Origin of the sequence: Micromonospora sp. NPDC048887 (assembly GCF_040649715.1) — a bacterium.
In the GTDB taxonomy this organism is placed as follows: domain Bacteria; phylum Actinomycetota; class Actinomycetes; order Mycobacteriales; family Micromonosporaceae; genus Micromonospora.
The window spans coordinates 459,817-484,876 of record NZ_JBEZGA010000002.1 but is presented as its reverse complement, the minus strand read 5'-3'; the positions used below and the strand labels follow the sequence as shown (position 1 = coordinate 484,876).

The 25,060-nt window shown below is 74.5% G+C and carries 31 protein-coding genes; 3 read left to right on the top strand and 28 right to left on the bottom strand.

Features of this window, described 5'->3' with window-relative positions:
* The first annotated feature begins 57 nt into the window (after positions 1 to 57).
* Together AB0C17_RS05460 and AB0C17_RS05455 are read left to right on the top strand one after the other, a co-directional pair.
* On the top strand, positions 58 to 693 hold the full coding sequence (locus tag AB0C17_RS05460; protein ID WP_357380838.1) for a hypothetical protein: 636 nt from the start codon (positions 58 to 60) through the stop codon (positions 691 to 693).
* Between the two features lie 116 nt (positions 694 to 809).
* Positions 810 to 1,271, top strand: coding sequence for a hypothetical protein (locus tag AB0C17_RS05455; RefSeq protein WP_357380836.1), 462 nt, complete (start codon positions 810 to 812; stop codon positions 1,269 to 1,271).
* Positions 1,272 to 1,277: 6 nt separating this feature from the next.
* Here the strand turns inward: AB0C17_RS05455 and hisF are convergent, their stop codons facing one another.
* The 12 genes from hisF to hisD form a co-directional block, all read right to left on the bottom strand.
* Entirely contained in the window at positions 1,278 to 2,045 is a 768-nt protein-coding gene (gene hisF / locus AB0C17_RS05450; RefSeq protein ID WP_357380834.1) for an imidazole glycerol phosphate synthase subunit HisF, read from the bottom strand.
* 88 nt (positions 2,046 to 2,133) lie between these two features.
* Positions 2,134 to 3,141, bottom strand: coding sequence for an NADP-dependent oxidoreductase (locus AB0C17_RS05445; RefSeq protein WP_357469529.1), 1,008 nt, complete (start codon positions 3,139 to 3,141; stop codon positions 2,134 to 2,136).
* Between the two features lie 52 nt (positions 3,142 to 3,193).
* Positions 3,194 to 3,619, bottom strand: coding sequence for an organic hydroperoxide resistance protein (locus tag AB0C17_RS05440; protein ID WP_091045350.1), 426 nt, complete (start codon positions 3,617 to 3,619; stop codon positions 3,194 to 3,196).
* Between the two features lies 1 nt (position 3,620).
* Positions 3,621 to 4,067, bottom strand: a complete 447-nt coding sequence (locus AB0C17_RS05435) for a MarR family transcriptional regulator (protein ID WP_357469534.1) — start codon at positions 4,065 to 4,067, stop codon at positions 3,621 to 3,623.
* Between the two features lie 82 nt (positions 4,068 to 4,149).
* Entirely contained in the window at positions 4,150 to 4,566 is a 417-nt protein-coding gene (locus AB0C17_RS05430; RefSeq protein ID WP_357469537.1) for a Rid family hydrolase, read from the bottom strand.
* Positions 4,563 to 5,291 carry a bifunctional 1-(5-phosphoribosyl)-5-((5-phosphoribosylamino)methylideneamino)imidazole-4-carboxamide isomerase/phosphoribosylanthranilate isomerase PriA gene (gene priA, locus AB0C17_RS05425; protein WP_018785235.1) on the bottom strand — a complete coding sequence of 243 codons (729 nt, stop codon included), beginning with the start codon at positions 5,289 to 5,291 and terminating at the stop codon, positions 4,563 to 4,565. Before priA ends, AB0C17_RS05430 begins: the two co-directional genes overlap by 4 nt.
* Positions 5,292 to 5,310: 19 nt before the next feature.
* Positions 5,311 to 5,631, bottom strand: coding sequence for a hypothetical protein (locus AB0C17_RS05420; RefSeq protein WP_357380826.1), 321 nt, complete (start codon positions 5,629 to 5,631; stop codon positions 5,311 to 5,313).
* A 31-nt stretch (positions 5,632 to 5,662) separates the two neighbouring features.
* Positions 5,663 to 6,283 (bottom strand): imidazole glycerol phosphate synthase subunit HisH, encoded by a 621-nt coding sequence (hisH, locus tag AB0C17_RS05415; protein ID WP_357380824.1) that lies wholly within the window; start codon positions 6,281 to 6,283, stop codon positions 5,663 to 5,665.
* Positions 6,283 to 6,444 (bottom strand): hypothetical protein, encoded by a 162-nt coding sequence (locus AB0C17_RS05410; protein ID WP_357381191.1) that lies wholly within the window; start codon positions 6,442 to 6,444, stop codon positions 6,283 to 6,285. Before AB0C17_RS05410 ends, hisH begins: the two co-directional genes overlap by 1 nt.
* A gap of 5 nt (positions 6,445 to 6,449) precedes the next feature.
* Positions 6,450 to 7,061, bottom strand: a complete 612-nt coding sequence (gene hisB / locus AB0C17_RS05405; protein ID WP_018785239.1) for an imidazoleglycerol-phosphate dehydratase HisB — start codon at positions 7,059 to 7,061, stop codon at positions 6,450 to 6,452.
* Complete coding sequence (locus AB0C17_RS05400; RefSeq protein WP_357469541.1) at positions 7,058 to 8,131, bottom strand: histidinol-phosphate transaminase; 1,074 nt, start codon at positions 8,129 to 8,131, stop codon at positions 7,058 to 7,060. Before AB0C17_RS05400 ends, hisB begins: the two co-directional genes overlap by 4 nt.
* The gene (hisD, locus tag AB0C17_RS05395) at positions 8,128 to 9,453 is read right to left on the bottom strand and encodes a histidinol dehydrogenase (protein ID WP_357476767.1); all 1,326 of its coding nucleotides are present in this window, start codon (positions 9,451 to 9,453) and stop codon (positions 8,128 to 8,130) included. The genes AB0C17_RS05400 and hisD overlap by 4 nt, the downstream gene beginning before the upstream one ends.
* A 108-nt stretch (positions 9,454 to 9,561) precedes the next feature.
* Between hisD and AB0C17_RS05390 the strand changes: the two genes are divergently transcribed.
* Complete coding sequence (locus AB0C17_RS05390; protein ID WP_357476764.1) at positions 9,562 to 10,266, top strand: LON peptidase substrate-binding domain-containing protein; 705 nt, start codon at positions 9,562 to 9,564, stop codon at positions 10,264 to 10,266.
* On the opposite strand, the gene AB0C17_RS05385 is transcribed toward AB0C17_RS05390, so the two are convergent.
* The 16 genes from AB0C17_RS05385 to murC all read right to left on the bottom strand — a co-directional run bounded on the left by AB0C17_RS05385 (position 10,232) and on the right by murC (position 25,044).
* On the bottom strand, positions 10,232 to 11,119 hold the full coding sequence (locus AB0C17_RS05385) for a DUF2567 domain-containing protein (RefSeq protein ID WP_357476761.1): 888 nt from the start codon (positions 11,117 to 11,119) through the stop codon (positions 10,232 to 10,234). The genes AB0C17_RS05390 and AB0C17_RS05385 overlap by 35 nt on opposite strands.
* 48 nt (positions 11,120 to 11,167) lie before the next feature.
* On the bottom strand, positions 11,168 to 12,697 hold the full coding sequence (locus AB0C17_RS05380) for an ATPase (protein WP_357476758.1): 1,530 nt from the start codon (positions 12,695 to 12,697) through the stop codon (positions 11,168 to 11,170).
* A gap of 140 nt (positions 12,698 to 12,837) precedes the next feature.
* Positions 12,838 to 13,683 carry a hypothetical protein gene (locus AB0C17_RS05375; RefSeq protein WP_357476755.1) on the bottom strand — a complete coding sequence of 282 codons (846 nt, stop codon included), beginning with the start codon at positions 13,681 to 13,683 and terminating at the stop codon, positions 12,838 to 12,840.
* Between the two features lies 1 nt (position 13,684).
* Positions 13,685 to 14,629, bottom strand: coding sequence for an RluA family pseudouridine synthase (locus tag AB0C17_RS05370; RefSeq protein ID WP_357380808.1), 945 nt, complete (start codon positions 14,627 to 14,629; stop codon positions 13,685 to 13,687).
* Positions 14,626 to 15,252, bottom strand: coding sequence for a signal peptidase II (gene lspA, locus AB0C17_RS05365; RefSeq protein ID WP_357380805.1), 627 nt, complete (start codon positions 15,250 to 15,252; stop codon positions 14,626 to 14,628). The genes AB0C17_RS05370 and lspA overlap by 4 nt, the downstream gene beginning before the upstream one ends.
* Positions 15,253 to 15,319: 67 nt before the next feature.
* A complete protein-coding gene (locus tag AB0C17_RS05360) occupies positions 15,320 to 15,739 on the bottom strand; it encodes a TraR/DksA C4-type zinc finger protein (protein ID WP_091268039.1) in 420 nt (139 codons plus the stop codon).
* 224 nt (positions 15,740 to 15,963) lie between these two features.
* On the bottom strand, positions 15,964 to 17,469 hold the full coding sequence (locus AB0C17_RS05355; protein ID WP_357476753.1) for a potassium/proton antiporter: 1,506 nt from the start codon (positions 17,467 to 17,469) through the stop codon (positions 15,964 to 15,966).
* Between the two features lie 22 nt (positions 17,470 to 17,491).
* Positions 17,492 to 17,800, bottom strand: coding sequence for a DUF167 domain-containing protein (locus tag AB0C17_RS05350; protein ID WP_357380801.1), 309 nt, complete (start codon positions 17,798 to 17,800; stop codon positions 17,492 to 17,494).
* 2 nt (positions 17,801 to 17,802) lie between these two features.
* Positions 17,803 to 18,489: a hypothetical protein gene (locus tag AB0C17_RS05345; protein ID WP_357476750.1), complete on the bottom strand. Its 687-nt coding sequence runs from the start codon at positions 18,487 to 18,489 to the stop codon at positions 17,803 to 17,805.
* A 72-nt stretch (positions 18,490 to 18,561) separates the two neighbouring features.
* Positions 18,562 to 19,362 carry a DivIVA domain-containing protein gene (locus AB0C17_RS05340; protein WP_357380797.1) on the bottom strand — a complete coding sequence of 267 codons (801 nt, stop codon included), beginning with the start codon at positions 19,360 to 19,362 and terminating at the stop codon, positions 18,562 to 18,564.
* Positions 19,363 to 19,403: 41 nt separating this feature from the next.
* The gene (locus tag AB0C17_RS05335) at positions 19,404 to 19,709 is read right to left on the bottom strand and encodes a YggT family protein (protein WP_357380794.1); all 306 of its coding nucleotides are present in this window, start codon (positions 19,707 to 19,709) and stop codon (positions 19,404 to 19,406) included.
* Positions 19,710 to 19,734: 25 nt separating this feature from the next.
* Entirely contained in the window at positions 19,735 to 20,436 is a 702-nt protein-coding gene (gene sepF / locus AB0C17_RS05330; protein WP_357469552.1) for a cell division protein SepF, read from the bottom strand.
* 193 nt (positions 20,437 to 20,629) lie between these two features.
* The gene (locus tag AB0C17_RS05325) at positions 20,630 to 21,376 is read right to left on the bottom strand and encodes a YggS family pyridoxal phosphate-dependent enzyme (protein WP_357469554.1); all 747 of its coding nucleotides are present in this window, start codon (positions 21,374 to 21,376) and stop codon (positions 20,630 to 20,632) included.
* A 9-nt stretch (positions 21,377 to 21,385) separates the two neighbouring features.
* On the bottom strand, positions 21,386 to 22,501 hold the full coding sequence (gene ftsZ, locus AB0C17_RS05320; protein WP_357380788.1) for a cell division protein FtsZ: 1,116 nt from the start codon (positions 22,499 to 22,501) through the stop codon (positions 21,386 to 21,388).
* 246 nt (positions 22,502 to 22,747) lie between these two features.
* Positions 22,748 to 23,566, bottom strand: coding sequence for an FtsQ-type POTRA domain-containing protein (locus tag AB0C17_RS05315; protein WP_357380786.1), 819 nt, complete (start codon positions 23,564 to 23,566; stop codon positions 22,748 to 22,750).
* Positions 23,563 to 25,044, bottom strand: a complete 1,482-nt coding sequence (murC, locus tag AB0C17_RS05310; RefSeq protein ID WP_357476747.1) for a UDP-N-acetylmuramate--L-alanine ligase — start codon at positions 25,042 to 25,044, stop codon at positions 23,563 to 23,565. The genes AB0C17_RS05315 and murC overlap by 4 nt, the downstream gene beginning before the upstream one ends.
* Positions 25,045 to 25,060: the final 16 nt, after the last annotated feature.

The following is a 25,060-nucleotide window of genomic DNA, read 5'->3' as shown; positions in this document are numbered from 1 at the left end:
CCACACCCCCGAAATTGGCACCCTCGACAACCACGATTGGCACCTAGGGTGGCATGCATGGCACAGCTTGGCAATCTCCGGCACCGGCCGGTACGACGGCTCGCCCAGCTCTACGCCGGACTGGTCCTCTACGGCCTGAGCATGGCGCTGATGATCCGCTCCGAGCTGGGACTGGACCCGTGGGACGTGTTCCACCAGGGACTCGCCCGGCAGACCGGCCTGTCCTTCGGGACCGTCACCATCGCGGTCGGCGCCCTCGTGCTCGTCCTCTGGATCCCGCTGCGGCAGCGACCCGGCCTCGGCACGGTCAGCAACGTCGTGGTGATCGGCCTGGTCGTCGACGCCGCCCTGGCCGTGCTGCCGGCCGGCGACGGCCTGCCGGCCCGCGTCGCGCTGCTCGTCGCCGGGATCGTCGCCAACGGCGCCGCCACCGGGCTCTACCTGGGCGCCGGGCTCGGCCCCGGCCCACGCGACGGGCTGATGACCGGCTTCGTCGCCCGCCACCCCCGCTTCTCGGTCCGGCTGGTCCGCACCGTCATCGAGGTCACCGTGCTGGCGCTCGGCTGGCTGCTCGGCGGCACCGTCGGTCTCGGCACCGTGGCGTACGCGCTGACCATCGGCCCGCTGGCCCAGTTCTTCATCCCGGTCTTCGCGCTGCCGCCACGCCCGGCGGCCGGTGCTTACGCTACGTGATCATCACCGGGCCGACCGCCACGGTCCGGGACGCCGCGCAACGCGTTGAGCTGCGGCGACACACAAGCGGGAAACCAGGTGTTTCCTCCGCCGTCGCGGCCGGGCATCATTCCTGCATGGGGGAGAACGGATGGCGTTGGAGCGACGCCTGGATCTTCGTCGCGCTTGTCATCGCCAGTGGCGCCGGCCGGCACCGGCGGGCCGCCGCGACACGCAGGCCGGAGGGTGTCCGCCTGGCCGACGTCCTCTCCACCGCCGACCACCTCAACCAGGCCATCCCCGAACGGCACGAGGTGGAGGGCGCGGTCCGGCGGCTGGTCGGCGCGGGTCTGGTCAGCGTCGCCGACGGCTGGTTCCGGGTCACCGCCGACGGTGAGCGGCTCTGGCGCACCCGCCCCAGCGCCGGGCTCGGCACCACAGTGGACACGGTGCAGGGCGTGCTGACCCGGCGGCACCCGCCCGCCGAGAGCGAGTGGCACCTCGACGAGAACGACCACGCCGCCGCCGTGCAGGAGTACGTGGTCCGGTCGATCCCGATGCCGCGCCGCTCCCCCGAGGGGCACCCCGGCCGGCAGTGACCCGCCTCAGCGCACCGGGTGCCCGGCGCCGCGCAGCGCGTCCTTGACCTCGCCGACGGTGAGTTCGCCGAAGTGGAAGACGCTCGCCGCGAGCACCGCGTCCGCACCCGCGCCGACGGCCGGCGGGAAGTGGGCCACCTCGCCCGCGCCGCCGCTGGCGATCACCGGCACGTCGACCACCTCGCGGACCGCCTGGATCAGCGGCAGGTCGAACCCGGCCTTGGTGCCGTCGGCGTCCATCGAGTTGAGCAGGATCTCGCCCGCGCCCAGCTCGGCGCCGCGCGCCGCCCACTCGACCGCGTCCAGGCCGGTGCCCCGCCGTCCGCCGTGCGTGGTCACCTCGAAGCCGCTCGGCGTCGTGCCGTGCGGTGCGCGGCGCACGTCCAGCGAGAGCACCAGCACCTGCCGGCCGAACCGGTCGGCGATCTCGGCGATCAACTCCGGCCGGGCGATGGCGGCGGTGTTCACGCCGACCTTGTCCGCCCCGGCGCGCAGCAGCGTGTCGACGTCGGCGACCCGGCGGACACCACCGCCCACGGTGAGCGGGATGAAGACCGACTCGGCGGTGCGCCGCACCACGTCGAGCATGGTCCCCCGGTCGCTGGACGAGGCGGTGACGTCGAGGAAGGTCAGCTCGTCCGCGCCGGCCCGGTCGTAGGCCGCCGCCAGCTCCACCGGGTCGCCGGCGTCGCGCAGGTCGAGGAAGTTGACCCCCTTGACCACGCGCCCGGCGTCCACGTCCAGACACGGGATGACCCGTACCGCCACCGTCATGCCCCGAGCCTAACGAACGCGCGGGCGGTGGTGACCCGCCGGTGAGGCCGGTCACCACCGCCCGCTGCGGTGTGTGCGTTCGCGCCGGTCAGAGACGGACCAGCATCTTGCCGAGGTTCTCGCCGCGCAGCAGGCCGAGGAACGCCTCGGGGGCCTGCTCGATGCCGTCGACGATCGTCTCGTCGTACGACAGCCGGCCCTCGCGCAGCCAGCCCGCCACCTCCCGCACGAACTGCTCCCGCAGGTGACCGTGGTCACTGACGAGGAAGCCGCGGAGCGTCAGCCGCTTGCCGATCACCAGCGCCAGGTTGCGCGGCGCGGCGGGCGGCTCGGTGGCGTTGTACTGCGCGATCATGCCGCAGATGGCGGCCCGGCCGTGCGGGTTCATCGCCCCGATCGCCGCCTCCAGGTGCTCGCCGCCGACGTTGTCGAAGTACACGTCGACGCCGTCCGGGGCGGCGGCCTTGAGCTGCTTGGACACCGGCCCGTCGTGGTAGTCGAAGGCGGCGTCGAAGCCGAGCGCGGTGAGCCGCTCGACCTTCGCCGCCGAACCGGCGCTGCCGATCACCCGGCCGGCGCCGCGCAGCTTCGCGATCTGGCCGACCATGCTGCCCACCGCACCGGCCGCGCCGGAGACGAACACGGTCTCCCCCGGCTTCATCGCGGCCACGTCGAGCAGCCCGGCGTACGCGGTCAGCCCGGTCATGCCGAGCACGCTCAGGTGCGCGGTGACCGGCGCCAGGTCGGGATCGACAGCGCGTACGCCCTTGGCGTCCACGAGCGCGTACTCGCGCCAGCCGAGCCCGTGCAGCACCGTGTCACCGGGCTTGACGCCCCCGGCCTCACCGGACACGACCTCACCGATCGCGCCGCCGTCCAGTGGGGCGTCGAGCGCGAACGGCGGCACGTACGACTTGACGTCGTTCATCCGCCCGCGCATGTACGGGTCGACGGACATGAACCGGTTGCGGACCACCACCTGTCCCGGGCCCGGCGTCGGCACCTCGGTGGTGACCAGCCGGAAGTTCTCCGCGGTCGGCCAGCCGTCCGGCCGGGACGCCAGGTGGATCTCCCTGTTGACGCTCGCCTCGCTCACCAGACCTCCTCGGTTCGCACCGCGGGGCTCCGCTGCGCCGCGCTCCTCGTGCTCACCGGGCCTCGCGGACCGTGCGCGTCACCTCGACGTTGCCACGGGTCGCGTTGGAGTAGGGGCAGACCTGGTGGGCCGCGTCGACCAGCTGCTCGGCGGCCGCGCGCTCGACCGCGGGCAGGTCCACCACGAGCGTCACGGCGAGGCCGTAACCGCCGCTGCCGTTTGGGCCGATGCCCACCTCGGCCTCGACGACCGAGCCGGAGACGTCCGCCTTGGCCTGGCGGGCCACCACGCGCAGCGCGGAGTGGAAGCAGGCCGCGTAGCCGGCCGCGAAGAGCTGCTCCGGGTTGGCCGCGCCGCCGGCGCCGCCCATCTCCTTCGGTACGGCGAGGTCCAGCTCGACCGTGCCGTCGGAGGTCCGGACGTGACCGTCGCGGCCGTCGCCGGTGGCGCGGGCGGAGGCGGTGTAGAGCACCTGCATGTCACTGCTCCTTCTGTCGGTGGATCGTCTCGGTGACCCGGGTGAGGATGCCGTGGAGGAAGACCAGCTCGTCCTCGGTGAGCCCGGTGGCGGCGGCCACCCGCCGCGGCACGTCACCCATCCGCTCCCGCAGGGCCCGGCCCCGGTCGGTGAGGCCCACCTCGACCCGGCGCTCGTCCGCCGCCGATCGGGTACGCACCACCAGACCGGCCGCCTCCAGCCGCTTGAGCAGCGGGGAGAGGGTGCCGGAGTCGAGCCGGAGCTGACCGCCGAGCTCGGAGACCGTGGGGGCGCCGTCGTCGCGCTCCCAGAGCACCAGCAGCACCAGGTACTGCGGGTAGGTCAGGCCGTGCTCGTCGAGGATGGGCCGGTAGACGTCGGTCAGGGCGCGCGACGCCGCGTAGAGCGCGAAGCACACCTGCCGGCGCAGCACCAGATCATCGGTCACACCCAGAACGGTAGCGGGCAATCAAGTTGTGCACAACTTATCTGGGTGTGGGGCGGCGCGGCGCCGGTCACCCGGGCACCGGTCAGCGCTCCGGCAGGTACGCCTCCAGCTCGACCTCGACCAGGAGATCCGGGTCGATCAGCCCGGCCACCACCACCATCGTGGCCACCGGGCGCACCGGGCCGAACACCGCGTTGTGCGCCCGGCCCACCTCGTCGGCGTAGAGCCGGTCCGTGACGTACATCCGGGTCCGCACCACGTCCGCCGGCCCGGCGCCGACCTCGGCCAGCGCGTCCAGACCGATCCGGATCGCCTGCGCGGTCTGCGCCGCCGCGTCACCGGCGTGCGCCACCCGGCCGTCCACTGTGGAGGTGCAGCCGGCGGTGATCGCCAGCGCGCCGGCCCGCACCACCCGGGAGTAGCCGTACAGCGCCTCCCACGGGCCGCCCGAACCGAGCCGGGTCACCACCCCTGCGTCGGCGGGCGGCTCGGTCGTCACGCGCCGGCCCGCAGCGTCGCCAGCGCCTCGGCGACGGTGAACGCGCCCGCGTAGAGCGCCTTGCCGGCGATCACGCCCTCCACGCCCACCGGCTCCAGCGTGGCCAGCGCCCGCAGGTCGTCCAGCGTGGACACGCCGCCGGAGGCGATCACCGGCGCGTCGGTGCGGGCGCACACCTCGCGCAGCAGGTCCAGGTTCGGCCCGCGCATGGTGCCGTCCTTGGTGATGTCGGTGACCACGTACCGCGCCGCGCCCGCGGCGTCGAGCCGGGCCAGCACCTCGTACAGGTCACCGCCGTCGCGGGTCCAGCCGCGCGCCGACAGGGTACGGCCGCGCACGTCCAGCCCGATCGCCACCCGGTCGCCGTACTCGCCGCAGATCCGGTCGCACCACTGCGGGTCCTCCAGCGCGGCGGTGCCGATGTTGACCCGGGCCGCCCCGGTGCCCAGCGCCGCCCGCAGCGACTCGTCGTCGCGGATGCCGCCGGACAGCTCCACCTTCACGTCCAGCTTGCCGACCACCTCGGCGAGCAGCGCGGCGTTGGAGCCCCGCCCGAACGCGGCGTCCAGGTCGACCAGGTGGATCCACTCCGCACCGTCGGACTGCCAGGCCAGAGCCGCGTCCAGCGGGTCGCCGTACGCGGTCTCGCTACCGGCGGCGCCCTGCACGAGCCGGACGGCCTGGCCGTCGGCGACGTCCACGGCGGGCAACAGGGTGAGGCTCAACGCTTCTCTCCTCGGGTCCTCAACGACGGTCCAGCGCGATCACCACGATCGCGGGCAGGACCAGCAACAACAACACGACCAGCACCAGCCGCAGCGCGAGGTCGTCCACCAGACTCCAGATGGCGACCACCGCGGTCGCGGTGAGCACCAGGATCGTCGCCCGCTCGCGGCGGGTGTGCCGGCGCAGCCGGCCGGTACGCCCGCGCCGCAGCGACGGCGTCAGGCGGCGTACCAGAGAACGACGCCGCTCCCGGCGTGCCACCCGGCGGGCGCGGACGGCGCGCGCCCGCTCCTGCTCGGCCTCGCGCTCCGCGCGGCGGCGGGCCCGCTCCTTGCTCACGCCGACGCCCGCGTGCCCGCCAGCGGGCCGGTCACAACGTGCCGAGCCAGTTGCGCAGCAGCGCGGCCCCGGCGTCGGCCGACTTCTCCGGGTGGAACTGCGCGGCCGAGAGCGGCCCCCGCTCCACCGCCGCGACGAAGTCCGCGCCGTGGTGCGCGGTCGTCACCGTCGCGCCCGCCTCGGCCAGCGCCGCCGGGTCGGTCACCCCGTAGGAGTGGACGAAGTAGAACCGGGTGTCCTCCGGCAGGCCGGCGAACAGCGCCGAGCCGGCCGGCGGCCGCACGGTGTTCCAGCCCATGTGCGGCAGCCGCCGCGCGGGCAGCCGGGTCACGCCCCCGGGCAGCAGCCCGAGCCCCTTGGTGACCACGCCGTGCTCCTCGCCGTGCCCGAAGAGGATCTGCATGCCGACGCAGATGCCCAGGACCGGCCGCCCGGCGGCGACCCGGTCGGCGATGACCGGCCCGGCGCCCAGCGCCTCGATCCCCGCCATGCACGCGGCGAACGCGCCGACGCCCGGCACCACCAGGCCGTCGGCCGACGCGGCGGCGTCCAGGTCGTCGGTGACTGTCACGTCGGCGCCGGCCCGCGCCACCGCGCGCTCGGCCGAACGCAGGTTGCCCGAGCCGTAGTCGAGCACCACCACCCGTGCCATCAGCTCTCCCCCGGCAGCAGCCAGAGCACCCCGGCGGCGGTGGCGAGCACGGCCAGCAGGCCGGTGATCACCACGGCGGCGCGGGGGGCGCCCTGCTTGAGCAGCGACCACGTCCCGCCGAGCAGCAGGCCGGCCAGGATCAGCAGAAGAGTGGGCAGCACCTTCATTAGAGAGCGCCCTTCGTGGACGGCACCACACCCGCGTTCCGCGGGTCCAGGGCGGTGGCCTCCCGCAGCGCGCGGGAGACGGCCTTGAACTGCGCCTCGACCACGTGGTGGGCGTCCGGGTGGCCGCCGGGCCGGGCCGCGCGCAGCACGTCCACGTGCAGCGTGATCCGGGCCGACTGGCCGAACGACTCCCAGATGTGCCGGGTCATGCTCGTCGGGTAGACCGGCCCGATGTACGGCGCCAGCGCCGGCTCGTCGTGCACCACGTACGGGCGGCCGGACAGGTCGACGGCGGCCCGGACCAGCACCTCGTCCATCGGGACGGTCGCCGATCCGTACCGCCGGATGCCGGCCTTGTCGCCCAGCGCCCGGTCGAACGCGGCGCCCAGCGCGAGCGCCGTGTCCTCCATCGTGTGGTGCGCGTCGATCTCCAGGTCGCCGACGGTGTGCACGGTCAGGTCGAAGCCCCCGTGCCGGGCGATCTGGTTGAGCATGTGGTCGTAGAAGCCGACGCCGGTGGAGATGTCGGCCTTGCCGGTGCCGTCGAGGTCGATCTCGACGAGCACCTTCGTCTCGTTTGTGACCCGCTCGATCCGGGCGATCCGGCTCATGAAACTCTCTCCATCGCGGTGAGGAATGCGTCGGTCTCGGTCGGGGTGCCGGCGGTGACGCGCAGCCAGCCGGGCAGGCCGACGTCGCGTACCAGGACGCCGGCATCGAGCAGGGTACGCCAGGCCACCGCCTGGTCCCCCGCGACGGCGAACAGCACGAAGTTGGCGTCGCTGTCGGCCACCCGGTGGCCCCGGGCGCGCAGCTCGGCGACGATCCGGTCCCGCTGCTCCTTGATCGCGGTCACGGTGCCGAGCAGGGCGTCCCGGTGCGCCAGCGCCGCGCGGGCCGCGGCCTGGGTGAGCGCGGACAGGTGGTAGGGCAGCCGGACCAGCTGCACCGCGTCCACCACCGCCGGGTCGGCGGCCAGGTAGCCGAGCCGGCCGCCGGCGAAGCCGAACGCCTTGCTCATGGTGCGGGTCACCACCAGCCGCGGGTGGCCGGGCAGCACGGCGAGCGCGCTGACCGTGCCGGGGCGGGCGAACTCGGCGTACGCCTCGTCCACGATCACCATGCCTGGTGCCTCGTCCAGCACGGCGGCGACCACCGCCGGGTCCAGCGCGGTGCCGGTCGGGTTGTTCGGCGAGCAGAGGAACACCACGTCGGGCCGGTGCTCGCGGACCTGGGCCACTGCCTCGTCGGCGGTGAGCCCGAAGTCCGCGCCGCGCGGGGCGGGCACCCACCGGGTGCCGGTGCCGAGTGCCAGCAGGGGGTGCATCGAGTACGCCGGGATGAAGCCGAGCGCGGTGCGCCCGGGACCGCCGAACGCCTGGAGCAGCTGCTGCTGGATCTCGTTGGAGCCGTTCGCCGCCCACACGTTCTCGGCGGTGAGCCCGTGGCCGAGGTAGGCGGCCAGGTCGGCGCGCAGCGCCACGGCGTCCCGGTCCGGGTAGCGGTTGAGGTCACGCAGCTCGGCGGCGACCGCCTTGCCGATCGCCTCGACCACCGGCTCGGGCACCGGGTAGGAGTTCTCGTTCGTGTTCAGCCGTACCGCCACGTCGAGCTGCGGCGCCCCGTACGGCGTACGCCCGCGCAGGTCGTCGCGGATCGGCAGCTCGTCGAGCGTGGTCACGACGCGCCGCCCTCGCCGAACCGGACGCTGACCGCCTGGCCGTGCGCGGGCAGGTCCTCCACCGTCGCCAGCGTCACCACGTGCGGCGCCACGTCGCGCAGCGCGTCCTGCGTGTATTCGACCAGGTGCACGCCGCGCAGGAACGACTGCACGGACAGCCCCGAGGAGTGCCGCGCGCAGCCGCCGGTGGGGAGCACGTGGTTGGAGCCCGCGCAGTAGTCGCCGAGCGACACCGGCGACCAGGCGCCCACGAACACCGCCCCGGCGTTGCGGACCCGCAGCGCCCACTCGCGGGCGTTCTCGGTCTGGATCTCCAGGTGCTCGGCCGCGTACGCGTCGACCACCCGCAGTCCGGCCTCCAGGTCGTCGACCAGGACGACGCCGCTCTGCTCGCCGCGCAGCGCGGTGCCGATCCGCTCGGCGTGCTTGGCCACCGGCGCCTGCCGGGCCAGTTCGGCGTCGACCGCGTCGGCCAGCGCGGTGGACGGGGTGACGAGCACGCTCGCCGCCAGCGGGTCGTGCTCGGCCTGGCTGATCAGGTCGGCGGCGACGTGCGCCGGGTCGGCGGTGTCGTCGGCCAGGATCGCGATCTCGGTCGGGCCGGCCTCGGCGTCGATGCCGACCACGCCGCGCAGCAGCCGCTTCGCGGCGGTGACCCAGATGTTGCCCGGACCGGTGATCATGTCGACCGGCTCGCAGCGCTCGTCGCCGGCCGGGTCGACGCCCGCGCCGTAGGCGAGCATGGCGACCGCCTGGGCGCCGCCCACCGCGTACACCTCGTCCACGCCGAGCAGCGCGCAGGCCGCGAGGACCCGGCGGTCCGGCAGGCCGTCGTTGTCCTTCTGCGGCGGGCTCACCACCACCAGCGAGCGCACCCCGGCCGCCTGGGCCGGGACCACGTTCATCACCACCGTCGACGGGTACATGGCCAGGCCGCCCGGGACGTAGAGGCCGACCCGGTCGACCGGCACCCACCGCTCGGTCACCGTGCCGCCGGGCACCACAGTCGTGGTGTGGTCGGTGCGGCGCTGGTCGGCGTGCACCTTGCGGGCCCTGGTGATCGACTCCAGCAGCGCGGCGCGGACCTGCGGGTCCAGCTCGCCCTCGGCGGCGCGGATCGTCTCGACCGGCACCCGCAGCCGCTCCGGGGAGACGCCGTCGAACCGTTCGCTGGCCTCCCGGATCGCCGGGTACCCATGGTCCCGGACCGCCTCCACGAGCGGGCGGATCCGCTCGACCGCCACGGAGACGTCGAGCTGGGCACGGGGCAGCAGGCGGCGCGGGTCACGGACCCCGCCGCGCAGGTCGATCCGATTCAACACGCCTGCGAGTCTAGGCCGCCGACCGGGCCACCGGCCGGGCCCGCCCGCACGCCGGGACGGTGAGCCGGGACACGCGCGGGCGGGCGCGTTGGCGATACGCTCGATCACGTGAGCGCACGGCTGCCGGTGTTCCCGCTCGGGACCGTCCTCTTCCCCGGGCTGGTCCTTCCGCTGCACATCTTCGAGGAGCGCTACAAGGCGCTGGTGCGCCACCTCGTCGGGCTGCCCGAGGGCGCGCCGCGCGAGTTCGGCGTGGTGGCGATCCGGGCCGGCTGGGAGGTGGCGCCGGCCGGGCCGCCGGGGCTTTCCGGGCCGGCCGGTGGCGAGGTCACGCTGCACGAGGTCGGCTGCACCGCCGAGCTGCGGCAGGTCACCGAGCTGGCCGACGGCGGCTTCGACATCGTCACTGTGGGGCGGCGACGGTTCCGGGTCGCCGAGGTCGACGCCTCCACCGAGCCGTACCTCACCGCCGAGGTGGAGTGGCTGCCGGAGCCGGACGGCCCGGACGAGACCGCCGACCTGCTCGCGGCCCGGGTGATCTCGGTGTTCCGGCAGTATCTCGGGCTGATCCGGCCCGAGCAGCAGGAGATCACCGAGCAGCTGCCGGAGGATCCCACGGTCCTGTCACACCTGGTCGCGGCGACCGCCGCGCTGACCGTCGCCGACCGGCAGCGGCTGCTCGCCGTCGACGACACGGCCGGCCGGCTCCGCGCCGAGCTGCGCCTGCTCAACCGGGAGACGGCGTTGCTGCGGCGGGTGCGCGCGGTGCCGGTGCCGCTCAGCGAGCTGGCTGGTCCCCCGGCGCCGAACTGAACCCGGGCGGGGGCGGCGGCCAGGCGGCGTCGGGCTCCGGCTCCGGCCGCAGCGACGGCCACCGCGACCAGCCCGCCAGCAGCGTGTACGTGACTGCGGCGCCGAAGGCTGCGAGCAGCAGGTTACCGTGCGGCAGCGGCAACGGGCCGTACCAGTCGACGCCACCGGCGCGCAGGTCGACCGGCTTGGTGAACGCGGTGCCCGGCGGCGCGGTCTCCACCAGCCGCTGGAACGTCGACAGCCCGATCCGGCGGCCGACCTGCCAGGCAACCACCGCCGCGCCGATGCCGCCGAGCGTCACCGCGAGCAGGCCCGCCGGGCCACGCCGGCGGCGCAGCAGCACCCACAGGGCGATGGCGGCGAGCACGCCGAAGCCGAGCGTCAGGAGGCTGAACCAGCCGTCCGCGGCGATCGGCTGCTCCGGCTGCGGCGTGGTGTAGACCGCGCCGGCCGGGGTCTGGCGTACCGGGGTGGCCGGCGCCAGCCACGCCCAGAGCAGGCCGAGCGGTACGCCGAGCGCGGTGAGCAGCCCGACCACGCCGAGCGCGGTGAGCAGCGGGCGGCGCGACCGGGTGGCGCCGGGCAGTTCCGCCGCCACGAACGGATGCCCGGCGAGCGGGTCGGCGCCGGGGGCGGTGACCGGTGTGCCGGCCGGCACCGGCAGGCCGCCGGGCCAGCCGGGCGGCTGAGCGGCCCCGGGCCACACGTCGCCGCCGGGACGCGGGGCGGTGCCGGGCAGCGGGGCCTCGCCCGGCCGCGGGGCCTCGCCGGGACGCGGGGCGTCGCCCGGCCGCGGAACGTCGCCGTCGCCGCGCTCGCGCGCCCGCTCGGGCTCACTGGTGTCCGGACTCACGCGTTGATCCTCTCAGGCCCGGGCACGACGCGGGGCGGTGGTCGGCGCTCAGCGCGCGAACGGTTCCAGCATCACCGCTGCCGCCTTGAGCCAGGCGTCGCGGGTCTCGGCCTGGAGCTGGTGGTACTCGATCGAGGAGCCGGTCTCCAGCGCCGGGTCGTACGGCACCACGGCGACCGCGCGGGTACGGGTGGCGAAGTGCCGCTCCAGGTCGTCCTGCAGCGAGGTGCGCCCCGGCGTCGGGCAGGAGATCAGCGTGACCGCGTTGTCGGCCAGCTCGCCCATGCCCACCTCGTGCAGCAGGTCGAGCATCCAGTCCGCGCTGAACGCCGCGTCCTCACGCGGCACGGTGGTCACCACGAGCTGGTCGGCGGCCTGCATGACGGTGCGCCAGTTGGGGCTCTCCACGTTGTTGCCGGTGTCCACGCAGACCACCTCGTGGGTGCGGCGCAGCAGCTCCAGCACCCGCTTGACGGTGAACTGGTCGAGCCGCTGGGCGAAGCGCGGGCTCTCCTCACCGGCCAGCACGTCGTACGAGCCGTCGGAGGCGTGCCGCAGGTAGTCGTCGAGGTGCGACAGCAGCGTGTTGCCCTCGAGGATCTCGATCTGCGCCAGGTCGTGGATCAGGTGGCGGATGGTGCGGGCGTGCCGGGCGCTGCCGGCCCGCAGACCGAGCGTGCCGCGCAGCTCGTTGTCGTCCCAGGCGAGCACGCCGCGCCCGCGTACGCTGCCCACCGTGGCGGCGGCGAGCACCGTCGCCGTGGTCTTGTGCACCCCACCCTTGGGGTTGGCGAAGGCGAGCACCCTCGGGGTGCCCAGCTCGCGGCGCAGCACGCTGGTCGCCCGTTCCACCTCCGGGTCCGGCTCCGGGGCACGCCACTGCGCGTGGGACGCCTCGGCCCGGCCGGAGCGCTCCTCCAGCGGGCGGCGTGGCGCGGGCACCACCGGCTCCGGGGCCGGCGGCGCGTCGGGCCGGTAGCGGCCCCGGTCGAGCAGCGCGTAGCGGGACTCGGCCGGCGGCGGCGCGGGCCGGTAGCCACCGTCGAGAAGGGAGTACCGGGACTCGGCCGGCGCCTCGGCCCGGCCGAGCGGCTCCGGGCGGGCGGGCTCGGGCCGCCAGGACGGCTCCGAGCGCGGCTCGGCGGTGAAGGGCTGCTCGGGCGCGAGCGACGGGTCGGCACGCCGGGGCGGGTCGGGCGGGTAGGGCTGCCCGGCACGCCAGGACGGCTCCGGGTCGCTGCGGTAAGCCGGGTCGGCCCGGTAGGCCGGCTCGCCGTCGCGGCGGGGATCGGCGCGGAAGGCCGGGTCGACCCGGAACGTGGCCTCGGCCCGGTAACCGGGCTCGGCGCCGTACGACCCGTCGGGGGCGCGACCGACGGCTGCGGCGCGACCGGTCCAGCCGGTGCCCGCGCCACGACGCGGCAGCGGGTCGGGCGGCGGGGCCGGTTGCTCCTCGACGTGCCGGTCGGCGTCGGCGTGCTCCGCGCCGCGACCGCCGAGCCGGGCCCGGTCGAGCAGCGCCCGCCACCGCGGTGCCGGCTCGCCCTGCCGACCCCAGCCGGTCTCGCTGCCGTCCAAGGATTCGCCCTCCCCCAGCCCATCGATCTCCGCCTGACAGGCTACGAACGAAACCCTATTCGGACCACTCCCCGCGCCGCACATCGCCCGTCGGCCCGCCGCACGATGGGATCCGCCGGGTCGCCGCGTGCCTGGACGTCTCAGGAGGTGGGAGCGGGATTGGGTGCCCCGGAACCGGCGGGTGGCGCGGGGGCGGTCGGTAAAGGTCCGCTCACCGTCCGTGCGGCTTCCGACGAATCGCCCATTCCGCCTGCCTCCGCGTGCCAGGTGTCGGCCGGTGGCCGGGCCACGTCACGCTGCTCGGGCAGCGGCGGGGTGAACACGCTCCGGTCCAGGCGGCGCACCTCCGGCGCCGGGTCCACCACCCGGACGCCGGGCCGGCCGGCGAGCGCCCGCAGGGCGTCCGGCGTGGCACTCACCACCGCGGCGTAGACGCAGGCGCAGCCCGTCCGGTACGCCGCCGCCTCGCGGACGGCGACATCGGCGCCGCTGTCGTACACCCGGCGCAGTTCCGGATCGGCGGTGGCGGCGGCGCGGGAGCGGTAGTCGGCGGCCTCCCGGTCCTTGCGCCCGGCGACGCCGGCCATCCCGGCCACCACGTCCCGCGGCAGGCGCAGCGCCGCGATCCGGACGATCTCGGTCTGCCGGCCGGGCAGCGGCACCCGCGCCACCACCGCCGAGACCCGCGTGCCGTCCAGCACGGCGGCCGCCCGCGCCGGGGTCAGATAGTCGCCGAACGAGACGAGCGCGTAGCCGTCGGGCGCGTCGAGGCGGGCCAGTTCGTCCCCGGCGGCGCGCAGGTACTCCGGGATGCTCGCGCCGCCGGTCACGCCCACCCTCGTGACCTCGCCGACCGTGCGGTCGCTCGCCGGACGGTCCCGCCGCTGCGCCACGGCGACCACCAGCACCACGAGCGCGCAGGCCAGCGCGAGCCAGGTCAGCGCGGCGGACCGGGACCGGCGCGGCGGCGCGGGATGGTCGCTCACGTCAGTCGCGCAGGATCTCCAGCGCCCGGGCCAGGTCGTCCGGGTACTCGCTGACGAACGTCACCGCGTCGCCGGTGCCCGGGTGCGCGAAGCTCAGCGAGCGGGCGTGCAGCCACTGCCGGGACAGCCCGAGCCGGGCCGACAGCGTCGGGTCCGCGCCGTAGGTCAGGTCGCCCACGCAGGGGTGCCGCAGCGTGGAGAAGTGCACCCGGATCTGGTGCGTACGCCCGGTCTCCAGCCGCACGTCGAGCAGGCTGGCCGCCGGGAACGCCTCGATCGTGTCGTAGTGGGTGATGCTCGGCTTGCCGCCGGAGACCACCGCCCAGCGGTAGTCGTGGTGCGGGTGCCTGTCGATCGGCGCGTCGATGGTGCCGCTCGACGGGTCCGGGTGGCCCTGCACCACGGCGTGGTAGCGCTTCTCCACCTCGCGGTACTTGAACGCCCGCTTCAGCGAGGTGTACGCGCGCTCGCTCTTGGCCACCACCATGATCCCGGTGGTGCCCACGTCGAGCCGGTGCACCACGCCCTGCCGCTCGGCGGCGCCGCTGGTGGAGATCCGGTGGCCGATGCCGGCCAGCCCGCCGATCACGGTGGGGCCGGTCCAGCCCGGGCTCGGGTGCGCCGCCACCCCGACCGGCTTGTCCACCACCACGATGTCGTCGTCGGCGTACACCACGGTCAGGCCGGGCACCGCCTGCGGCACCACAGTCGGCGGGGCGGGCGGCGCGGGCAGCGTGACCTCCAGCCACGAGCCCGCCTTGACCTTGTGCGAGTTGGGCCGGGCGACGCCGTCGACGAGCGCGTCGCCGGCGTCGATCAGACCGGCGGCGGCGGTGCGGGAGAGCCCGAACAGGCGGGACACGGCCTGGTCCAGGCGCATGCCGTCGAGGCCGTCGGGCACGGGCAGGGAGCGGGTGTCGCCGCCGGCGGCGAAGGCGGAGGTCATGCGCTCTCCCGCTGCTCGGCCGTGGTGGCGTCGTCGCGCTTGTCATCGCGCTTGTCGTCGCGCTTCTGGTCACGCAGCCGGGAGCCGTCGCGCTGCCGGCCGGTCAGCTCCAGGAAGACCGCGAGCACCACGCCGCACACCAGCGAGCTGTCGGCCAGGTTGAACACCGGGTAGTACTCGCCGTACGGCCCGAACAGGCTGATCATGTCGACGACGTGGCCGACGAAGTGCCCCGGCGCGCGGAAGATCCGGTCGATCAGGTTGCCCAGCGCGCCGCCCAGCACCAGGCCCAGCGACACCGCCCACGGCAGCGAGCGCAGCCGCAGCGTCATCCAGGCGATCCACCCGATCACCACGAACGTGATGATCGGGAAGACCCAGGTGTGGTCGGAACCGATGCTCCAGGCCGCGCCGCTGTTGCGGGTGAGCGTGAAGTAGACGGCGCCGCCGAGCACCGACACCGGCTCCCGGCCGGGCAGCTCGCTGAGCGCGAGCTGCTTGGTGCCCAGGTCCGCCAGGAGCGAGAACAGGGAGACGCCGAGCAGCAGCGTGACCGCCCTGCGGCGGGGCGTGCCGGCGCCTGTCTCGGTGGTGCCGGACCCGGCGGGCGGTGCTGCGGTCATCTGCTCCCCATCGACGCTCGCGACGGTGGCGGTCACCGTCTGCCGTTCGGCCGCCGGGGAGCGGTGATCAGCGCCGCTCCTCCAGCTGCTTGCAGCTCACGCAGAGGGTGGCCGACGGGAACGCGGCGAGCCGCTCCACCGGGATCGGGTTGCCGCACCGCTCGCACCAGCCGTAGCCACCCTCGTCGAGCCGCTCCAGCGCGCGCTCGACCTGCGTGATCCGCTCCTTGATGCTGTTGGCGAGTGAGATCTCCTGCTCGCGCTCGAACGTCTTGGTCCCGGTGTCGGCCTGGTCGTCCCCGGCCGAGTCGGTCAGCCGGTCGCGCTGCAGCTCGGTGATCTCGCTCAGCGTCTGATCGTACTCGGCGTTGAGCTCGTCCCGCCGTGCCGCCAGGGCGGCCCGGATCTTCTCGGTCTCCGCCGCGCTGCGGGTGGCCTTCGCCACCGGCTTGCGACCGGCGGTCCTGGTGTCGGCTGGCTTCGCCATCGTCAGCTCCCTCAGCCGCATGGCGCGGCGGTCAGCGGTACGTGGGCGGGGACGCCCTCGTCGACGTCTCCGCGTACGGAAGGGTGCACGGCGAACGGGACCGCCGTGCACTCCGGAGGTTGGCAAGAATACGGAACGTACAGGCGTCCGACAACGTGCCGCACCGTCGTCCCACGTATCCGCCCCGGACTGCCATCAATCGGGGCAAAAGGAACCGTAGCAGATCAGCGGGCCGGTTCCTCGCCGTACTCCCCGAACCACCTCGCCAGCCGTCCCCGGCGGCTCACCGCACGCAGCCGCCGCTCGGTCTCGTCCCGCACGCCCGCCGTGGCGACGATGAGCAGGCTGTCCCCGATCTTGAGCCGGGTGTCCGGGCCGGGCACGAAACCGACACCGTCGCGCAGCACCAGGGTGACGGCGGCCCCGACCGGCAGGCGCAGCTCGTCCACGTGCACCCCGGCCATCCGCGACCCGGCGGGCACCTCGAGCTGGAGCAGGTCGGCTCGCATCCGTTCCAGCGGGGCGGTCTCCAGCAGGATCTCGCTCGCCTCGGCCGGCGCGGTCACGCCCAGCCGGCGGGCCGCCGGCGCCAGCGTGCCCGCCTGGAGCAGCGTGAAGATCACCACCAGGACGAAGACCGCGTCGAACAGGCGGCCCGCCCCCGGCACGTGCAACGACAACGGGATGGTCGCCAGCACCACCGGCACCGCGCCGCGCAGCCCGGCCCAGGACAGGAAGAGCTGCTCGCGCAGGTTCACCCGGAACGGCAGCGCGGAGATCGCCACCGACAACGGCCGGGCGAGCAGCAGCAGCGCCAGCCCGGTGATCACGGCCGGCAGCACCGCCGCATCCAGCCGGCTCGGCGACACCAGCAGGCCGAGCAGCACGAACAGGCCGATCTGGGCCAGCCAGGCCAGCCCGTCGGCGAAGCCGAGGATGGCCTGCCGGTGCGGCAGCCTGGAGTTGCCGAGCAGCACGCCCGCGACGTAGACGGCGAGGAAACCCGAGGCGTGCAGCACCGACCCGGCCGCGTACGCCAGCACGGTGAAACCGACCACAGCGATCGGGTACAGGCCGGCCGACGGCAGCGCCGCCCGGCGCAGCGCGTACCGGCCGGCCAGCCCGGCGCCGACCCCGACCGCCGCGCCGGCGCTCAGCTCGTAGCCGAGCAGCAGCACCTCGTACCACCAGGGGTGGGCCACCTCGGCCCCGGCGCGGGACAGCAGCAGCACCAGCAGCACGACCGGGGCGTCGTTCACCCCGGACTCGGCCTCCAGCGCGGCCACCAGCCGGGGCGGCAGGCGCAGCCGGCGCAGCGTGGCGAACACGGCCGCCGCGTCGGTGGAGGAGAGCACCGCGCCGTAGAGCAGCGCCAGCCGCCAGTCCAGGCCGAGCAGCAGGTGTACCACCACGCCGACGACCACGATGCTGACCACGACACCGACAGTGGACAGCGCCGCGGCCAGGCCGAGCACCGGCCGTAACGTGCTCCACCGCGCGGTCAGACCACCCTCCGCGATGATCACGATGAGCGCGCAGAAGCCGAGCACCCGGGTCAGCTCGACGTCGTCGAACCGGATGCCCAGACCGGCCTCCCCGAGCAGCACGCCCAGTGCCAGGTAGACCAGGAGACTCGGTACGCCGAGCCGGGTGGAGAACCGCACCGCGCCCACCGCGACCAGCAGCACGGCGGCGCCCACGAGCAACGCGACGTCGAGCCCCGGGGTCATCGCCGGCCGGCCCGACCGGACCTCACGCCGTGCTGCCGTCGCGCAGCCGGCGCAGCACCTCCGGCAGCCCGTCGTGCGGGCGCTCCACCAGGAAGAGCTTGTCCCGGCTCGCCGCGCCGGAGCGCAGCGACACGGTCGCCGGCCGGACGCCGAGCGCGTCGGCGAGTGCCCGGCGGGCCGCCTCGGTGGCGCGGCCGTCCACCGCCGGCGCGTGCACCGCGACGACGAGCGCGGGCCCGTACGGGCCGTCGAACCGGCCGCCCACCCGGGCGCGGGCCGCCCCGGGCTTCACCCGCACCGCGACGGTGAGCGTGTCGTCAGCGGTCGTCATGGTCAGCGCGGAGCCTCGGCGAGCAGGGTGGTGGCGGCGGCGCAGTGCGCGCACGGGGTGAAGCCCAGAGCGACCGCCTCGGCCACCGGCAGTGGCTCGTCGTCCCGGCCCACCAGGTGCGGGCAGTCGGGCAGATGGAAGCGGGGGTGCCCGTCCACCACCAGGACGTCGGCGGGCAGCCGGACCAGCCGGGCGACCTCCCCGGAGGAGAGGAACTCGGCCGGCGGGTCGCCGTCGAACGCCTCGCCGGGTGCCGGCGAGGTGGGGCGCGGGGCCTCCGGGACGCGTGGGCCGGGCGGCGAGTAGGGCGCGGGTTCCTCGTCCGGCCCGGCGTCGAACGGCGGCGAGTACGCGGCCGGCGGCGGTGGGTCGTCCGGCTCGGTCACCGGCGACCCGGGCGGTTGCCGCCACCCGGGTCCGCCGGCGCCGACCGTGGACGTGTGGTGCGGGACCGGGCTCACCGGTTCGTCAGGGGACGGAACGGTGTGCGGGGTCCGCAGCCGCGGCCCGGTCTCCCGGCCGGCCGTGGCCCGCGCCGCGGCGGCCTGGCGGGCGAACGCGACGAAGGCGACGGCGGACAGCAGGCTGGCCGCGATCGAGACGATGAGAAGGAGGCTGGATCCGCCGGCGAGGCCGGCGATCAGCAGCACGACCGCGACGAGGATGAGCAGGATGCTGGCGGCTACCACGGCTCACCCCCGGCCGCGTCGTGTCGGTCTGGGCGGTCGGTGGCCGTCACTGGGACGGCCACCGACGCGGGATCAGCGGCCGGACTCGAGCGAGCCCGCGCGGCCACCGCCGTAGGAGCCGGCCAGGCCGGCCGCGGCGAGACCGTTGCTGCCGGTGGCGCGGTTGCCCTCGCGGTTCATCTCCACCTCGAGGCCCTGGCCGCGACCGTCGAGGTCACGCAGCTGGCTCTCCAGGTAGGCCTTGAGGCGGGTGCGGTACTCGCGCTCGAACTGCTTGAGCTCCTCGATGTGCTTCTGCAGCGCGGTGCGCTTGGCGTCCAGGCCGCCCATGGCCTCCTGGTGCCGCTGGCGGGCGTCCCGCTCCAGGGCGTCGGCCTTGGCGCGCGCCTCCCGGGTGACCTCCTCGGCCTTGGAACGGGCCTCGGAGAGCAGCTGGTCGGCCTCGCGACGGGCGTCGGAGACGTGGTCGTCGGCGGTGCGCTGGGCCATCATGAGCACCCGCAGCGCCTGCTGCTCGCCGTCGCCGGTCACGCCGGCCGGGCCACCCTGCGCGCGTACCTGCTCCAGCTCGGCCTGCATCGCACGGGCCGCCTGCTCGGCGGCCGCCTTGTCCCGCTGCACCCGGTCGAGCTGGGCCTTGACGTCGTTGAGTTCCGCCGCGAGGCGGGCGTCACCGCCGGGGCCGGCGGGAGCGCCACCCCGACCGCCGCGCTCCACCTGGGCGCGCAGCTCGTTGTTCTCCTCGATCAGACGGGCCAGCTCGCGCTCGACCTCGTCCAGGAAGGCGTCGACCTCCTCCTCGTCATACCCCCGCTTGCCGATCGGCGGCTTTTTGAAGGCGACGTTGTGAACGTCGGCCGGGGTCAGCGGCATCGAAACTCCTCGGGTCAGTTGCGGCCGCGAAAGCGCTCTGGTCAGGCAAACGCGAAGATCAGGCGCCTAAACACGAACTCCATCAGCACGAACAGGATAACCAGGAGCACAAGGGAGGCCAGGTCGATGCTCACGGTACCAATTCGCAGTGGCGGGATCACACGCCTCAACGCTCGCAGGGGCGGATCAGTGACGCTCCACACGACTTCCAGTCCCGCCGACGCTCCCCGGCCCGGCTGCCAGCGGCGACCGTAGGCCAGCACCGCGCCCAGCACGAAGCGCGCCAAAAGGACAATTAGGAAGATGTACAGCACCAGGTAGAGCACCTGGAACAGGATCGACAACACGGCAGGCGACGTCCCTCGGTCATGGTCAGCTCAGGCTGAAGAAGCCGCCCTCAGCGATCTTGGCCTTGTCCTCAGCGGTGACCTGGACGTTGGCCGGTGAGAGCAGGAACACCCGGTTGGTCACGCGCTCGATCGTACCGCGCAGACCGAACGCGAGCCCGGCGGCGAAGTCGACGAGCCGGCGGGCGTCCGCCTCGTCCATCTCGGTGAGGTTGATGATCACCGGTACGCCGTCGCGGAAGTGCTCGCCGATGGTCCGCGCCTCGCGGTACGTGGTCGGGTGCAGCGTGGTGATCTGGTAGCGCTGCTCGTCCTCCGGCGCCACGCGCTCCCGCTCGCGCGGCTGGGCCTGCGGCGCGAGGGCGAGATTGTCCCGGGTGTGGTAGGTCAGGGCACCCGACGTGTCCCCGGCGGAGGACCGGGTGATCGACCGTACGCTGGAGCGATCGACCCGCTCCGGGCGCTCGGTCTCGCCCCGGTCGGTGTCGGCCGAGCGACTGGAGGCGCGCTCGGACAGCCGGCCGCGCTCGCCGAGCCGGCTACGCGTGGTCGGCGGCTCCTCGGCCTCGTCGTCGTCCTCGTCGGCGAACTCCTCGGCGTACCGGCTCGACCGGTAGCGCGACGAGTCCCGGTAGCCACCCTTGTCGTAGCCACCGTCCTCGTACGCCCGCTCGTCGTCCTCCTCGACGAGACCGAGCCAGACCCCCGCCTTGCGCAGTGCACCCATCCCCGCGCCCTTCCGTCCGCCGTGCGGCACGCGCCCCCGTGCCGTGTCGCTTGATCACGAGTGGACGATCATGCCCACCGGACCGGATCGGCAATCCCCTGACGTGCGGTTCGCGGTCCGCCCGTCACGGCCCCCGGCTACGGGAACGCCGTCCTGAACAACACTGATGTAATTTGCTTCCGTCGTGGTGAGGCTACCGCAGCGCAGGGCGCATTCCGAGCAACGCGCTGCCGACACGGACATGTGTCGCGCCGTACCCGATCGCGCTCTCCAGGTCTCCGCTCATGCCCGCCGACAGCGCCGTGGCGCCGGGATGGTCGGCCCGCAGGGCCGCCGCCACCTCGGCCAGCCGGGCGAACGCCCGGTCCGGCTCCCAGCCCAGCGGCGCCACCGCCATCAGGCCGGCCAGCCGCAGACCGTCGGCGCCGGCCACCGCCGCGGCCACCGGGTCGAGCCCGCGCTGCGGGTCGGCCGCGCCCGGCAGCGCCCCGCCCCGGGCCGCGTCGCCGTCGATGCTCACCTGCACCAGCACGTCCAGCGGCCGGTCCCGGAGGGCGCCGGCCGCGGCGTCCAGCGCGGCGGCCAGCCGGACGCTGTCCACCGACTGGACCACGTCGGCGTACCGGACCACCGAACGGGCCTTGTTGCGCTGCAGCTGGCCGATGAAGTGCCAGCGCGGCGACGCCCCGGCCGCGGCCACCGCCTCGGCCTTCGGCGCCGCCTCCTGGTCGCGGTTCTCCCCGACGTCGGTCACGCCCAGACCGGCCAGCGCGACCACGTCCGCCGCCGGGTACGTCTTCGTCACCGCGACCAGTGTGACCTCGTCGCGCTGCCGCCCGGCCGCCGCACAGGCGTCGGCGATGCGGGCCCGGACCCGGGCCAGTCCGGCCGCGAGTTCGGCGCGCCGCTCGGGCCGCACCGCCGTCTGTGACTCCGTCATCGGCGCGGCTCAGGACCCGTTCTTGAGGAAGTCGGGCACGTCGACGTCGTCGAAGAGCACCCGGCGCGACGGCTGCTGCGGCGCCGGCATGGTGGCCGGCGGGCTCGCCGGCGCGTTCGGCTGGGCCGGCGGGTTCTGGTTGCTCTTGCGCGGCGGCTCCACCGCCTTGTACGCCGGCGTGCCCCCGTCGAAGCCGGCCGCGATCACCGTGACCCGCACCTCGTCGCCGAGCGCGTCGTCGATGACCGCGCCGAAGATGATGTTCGCGTCCGGGTGGGCCGCGTCGGTGACCAGCTGCGCCGCGTCGTTGATCTCGAACAGGCCGAGGTCCGACCCGCCCGCGATGGACAGCAGCACGCCGCGCGCGCCGTCCATGCTCTGCTCCAGCAGCGGGCTGGAGATGGCCGCCTCGGCCGCCTCCACGGCGCGGTTCTCGCCGCGGGCGCTGCCGATGCCCATCAGCGCGCTGCCGGCGCCGCTCATCACGCTCTTGACGTCGGCGAAGTCCAGGTTGATCAGGCCCGGCGTGGTGATCAGGTCGGTGATGCCCTGGACACCGGAGAGGAGCACCTGGTCCGCGGTGCGGAACGCGTCCATCATGGAGATGTTGCGGTCGCCGAGCGCGAGCAGCCGGTCGTTCGGGATCACGATGAGCGTGTCGCACTGGTTGCGCAGCTCCTCGATGCCCGCCTCGGCCTGGACCTGCCGGCGCTTGCCCTCGAACGAGAACGGCCGGGTGACCACGCCGATGGTGAGCGCGCCGAGCTTGCGGGCGATGTTCGCCACCACCGGCGCGCCGCCGGTGCCGGTGCCACCGCCCTCGCCGCAGGTCACGAACACCATGTCCGCGCCCTTGAGGACCTCCTCGATCTCGTCGCGGTGGTCCTCCGCGGCGTTCTTGCCGACGTCCGGGTTGGCGCCCGCGCCCAGTCCCCGGGTCAGCTCCCGGCCCACGTCGAGCTTGACGTCGGCGTCACTCATCAGCAACGCCTGCGCGTCGGTGTTGATCGCGATGAACTCGACGCCCTTGAGCCCAACCTCGATCATCCGGTTGACGGCGTTGACGCCGCCGCCCCCGATGCCGACGACCTTGATGACCGCCAGGTAGTTGTGCGGAGGTGTCATCTCCGGTCCTTTCCCTTCGAGATTGGCATGGGCCGACCCCACACGGCTTGGCCGGATCAGCGGTCGAACATGTCCTTCGTCGTCTCCGACGGCTGAACCCTCACCCTCTACTAGAGGCTTAGAGTTATGTCAACCACTGATCTCTTCGGGGCAACGTATGCGCCGCCGCGCCAGGAGCCAAGGACCTGTTCCGGCGTGTCGCCGACCGAGCGACAGGGGACACAGCCCAGCTCGTTGAGCCACGGGTCACTCGAACGTGACCACGTCCGGCGCGCTGACGTCGATCCGGTCCGCCTTGCGGCTCAGCAACGCGGTAGCCACTGTGGACTTGTCCGCGCCCCGGGAGGCGTCGCCCCAGAAGACCTGACGCTCACCGCGCAGCAGCAGCGTGATCCGCGCCAGCCCGGCCACGTCCACCGCGACCAGCTCCGCGCGCAGCTTCCCGCCCAGCGCGGCGAGCACCGCCAGGCCGGCCCGCGTACCCGGGTCGTCGGGGCCCGGCCGGGCGACCCGGATCTGCGGCAACCCGTCCGGCGCCCGGTCCAGGCGCTGGAAGACCACGCCCGAGCCGTCGACGACGACGAAGCCCTCCCCCTGCGGCACCGCCGCCACCGGCGTGCGTTCCCGCACCCGGATCACCAGCGTGCCCGGCCAGTCCCGCTCCACGGTGGCGCTCTCCACCGGCGGCAGCGTGCCCACCCGGCGCGCGGTCGCGGCCAGGTCCACCCGGGCCAGCGGTTCGTCGTCCGGCACCGCCGCCGCGTCGCGGATCTGCACCGGGGTGACCAGCCGCGCGCCGACCACCCGTACCTCGCGCACGCCGAACAGCCCGGTGCCCAGCACCGTCCACGCGACCAGGCCCGCGACGGCAAGCACCGCGGCGGCCACCGCCCAGGGCAGCGCGGCCCGCATCCGCCGCTGCCGGGCCCGGGCCATGAACCGGCGGGTCGACGGCGGCACGGCGTCCGCGTTGGCCCGCACCAGCTGCCAGCGCCGGGCCGGGCTGCGCCGCCCGCCGCCGCCGTCCGGTCCGGGGGTACGGCCACGGGCCGGACCGGGACTCATCCGGCCGTGGTCGCCGCGCCGTCCGGGTCGACGCCGGCGCCGAGGCCCGCGCCCCCGCCGGAGCGGGCGAGCAGCGCGTCGAGCAACTGGTCACCCATCAGCGAGATCGGCGGCGCGCCCATGGTCACCACCACGTCGCCGGTGCGCGCCCGCCGGGCCACCTCGCCCGGCACGTCGTCCCACGACTCGACGAACACCTTCCGCTCGGCCGGCAACGGCACCACCTCGATCAGCGCGGCCGAGCCCTCACCGGGGCGGCGCGTCTCACCGGGACCGAAGACCTCAAGCAGCACCGCCTCGTCGGCGATGCCGAGCGCGGCGGCGATCTCCGCCTGGTTGTCGCGGGTGCGGTAGAGCCGGTACGGCTGGAACACCACGATCAGCCGGCCGTCGCCGGCCACCTCGCGCAGCGTCTGCAACGCCAGCGTCATCGAGGTCGGGTGGTAGGCGTACTCGTCGTAGACGAGCACGCCGTCGGCCACGCCCTTGCGCTCGAAGCGGCGCCGCACGCCGGGGAACGCGCCGAGCGCGGCCTCCGCCGCGGCCACCGGCAGTTCCAGCAGGTACGCGGTGAGCACCGCGCCGGCGCTGTTGAGCGCCATGTGCCGGCCCGGTACCGGCAGCCGGATCTCGCCCAGCGGCCGGCCCTCGATCTCGACCTGGTAGCGCACCCCGTGCGCGGACGAGACGACCTCGCTCATCCGCAGGTCCGCGTCGGCGGACTCGCCGTACGTCCAGACCCGGCGGCCCTCGGCCCGCAGCGTCTCGGCCAGCCGGCGCCCGCCCGCGTCGTCGGCGCAGGTGATCACGAAGCCGGCCGGGTCGGTGAGCCTGGCGAACTCCGCGAACGCCGCCTCCAGGGTGGCCAGGTCGCCGTAGGTGTTGAGGTGATCCGCCTCGATGTTCGTGATGATCGACACGAACGGGCGGTAGATGAGGAAGGAACGGTCGCTCTCGTCCGCCTCGACCACGAAGTGCTCGCCGGTGCCGTGGTGCGCGCCGGAACCCACCTCGGAGATCTCGCCGCCGATCACGAACGACGGGTCGGTGCCGGCCTGCTGGAGCACCATGGTGACCATCGACGTGGTGGACGTCTTGCCGTGGGTGCCGGCCACCGCCACCGTGCGGCGGCCGGTCATCGCGGCGGCGAGCGCCTCGGAGCGGTGCAGCACCCGCAGGCCCCGGCGACGCGCCTCGACCATCTCCAGGTGGTCCTGCGGGATGGCGGAGGAGTAGACCACCGTGTCCACCCCGTCGAGGTTGGACGCCTCGTGGCTGGAGTGGATGGTGCCGCCCAGCGCCCGCAGGCCGGCCAGCGACGGCCACTCCCGCAGCTCGCTGCCGGAGACCGGCAGACCCCGGGTGAGGAAGAGCCGGGCCAGCCCGGCCATCCCGACGCCGCCCACCCCGATCAGGTGGATCCGGCCCAGGTCCTCCGCCGTCATGGTGCCGGCGGGCGTGAACTGCGCGGTGTTCATGAGACGTACCTTCCCG

Excerpts from the sequence above, each read along its gene's own strand:
- AB0C17_RS05460 (WP_357380838.1), top strand. The coding sequence starts at position 58 with ATGGCACAGCTTGGCAATCTCCGGCACCGGCCGGTACGACGGCTCGCC.
- AB0C17_RS05455 (WP_357380836.1), top strand. The coding sequence starts at position 810 with ATGGGGGAGAACGGATGGCGTTGGAGCGACGCCTGGATCTTCGTCGCG.
- hisF (WP_357380834.1), bottom strand. The coding sequence starts at position 2,045 with ATGACGGTGGCGGTACGGGTCATCCCGTGTCTGGACGTGGACGCCGGG.
- AB0C17_RS05440 (WP_091045350.1), bottom strand. The coding sequence starts at position 3,619 with ATGCAGGTGCTCTACACCGCCTCCGCCCGCGCCACCGGCGACGGCCGC.
- hisH (WP_357380824.1), bottom strand. The coding sequence starts at position 6,283 with ATGGCACGGGTGGTGGTGCTCGACTACGGCTCGGGCAACCTGCGTTCG.
- hisB (WP_018785239.1), bottom strand. The coding sequence starts at position 7,061 with ATGAGCCGGATCGCCCGGATCGAGCGGGTCACAAACGAGACGAAGGTG.
- AB0C17_RS05370 (WP_357380808.1), bottom strand. The coding sequence starts at position 14,629 with ATGACCTCCGCCTTCGCCGCCGGCGGCGACACCCGCTCCCTGCCCGTG.
- lspA (WP_357380805.1), bottom strand. The coding sequence starts at position 15,252 with ATGACCGCAGCACCGCCCGCCGGGTCCGGCACCACCGAGACAGGCGCC.
- AB0C17_RS05360 (WP_091268039.1), bottom strand. The coding sequence starts at position 15,739 with ATGGCGAAGCCAGCCGACACCAGGACCGCCGGTCGCAAGCCGGTGGCG.
- AB0C17_RS05355 (WP_357476753.1), bottom strand. The coding sequence starts at position 17,469 with ATGACCCCGGGGCTCGACGTCGCGTTGCTCGTGGGCGCCGCCGTGCTG.
- AB0C17_RS05350 (WP_357380801.1), bottom strand. The coding sequence starts at position 17,800 with ATGACGACCGCTGACGACACGCTCACCGTCGCGGTGCGGGTGAAGCCC.
- AB0C17_RS05340 (WP_357380797.1), bottom strand. The coding sequence starts at position 19,362 with ATGCCGCTGACCCCGGCCGACGTTCACAACGTCGCCTTCAAAAAGCCG.
- sepF (WP_357469552.1), bottom strand. The coding sequence starts at position 20,436 with ATGGGTGCACTGCGCAAGGCGGGGGTCTGGCTCGGTCTCGTCGAGGAG.
- AB0C17_RS05325 (WP_357469554.1), bottom strand. The coding sequence starts at position 21,376 with ATGACGGAGTCACAGACGGCGGTGCGGCCCGAGCGGCGCGCCGAACTC.
- ftsZ (WP_357380788.1), bottom strand. The coding sequence starts at position 22,501 with ATGACACCTCCGCACAACTACCTGGCGGTCATCAAGGTCGTCGGCATC.
- AB0C17_RS05315 (WP_357380786.1), bottom strand. The coding sequence starts at position 23,566 with ATGAGTCCCGGTCCGGCCCGTGGCCGTACCCCCGGACCGGACGGCGGC.
- murC (WP_357476747.1), bottom strand. The coding sequence starts at position 25,044 with ATGAACACCGCGCAGTTCACGCCCGCCGGCACCATGACGGCGGAGGAC.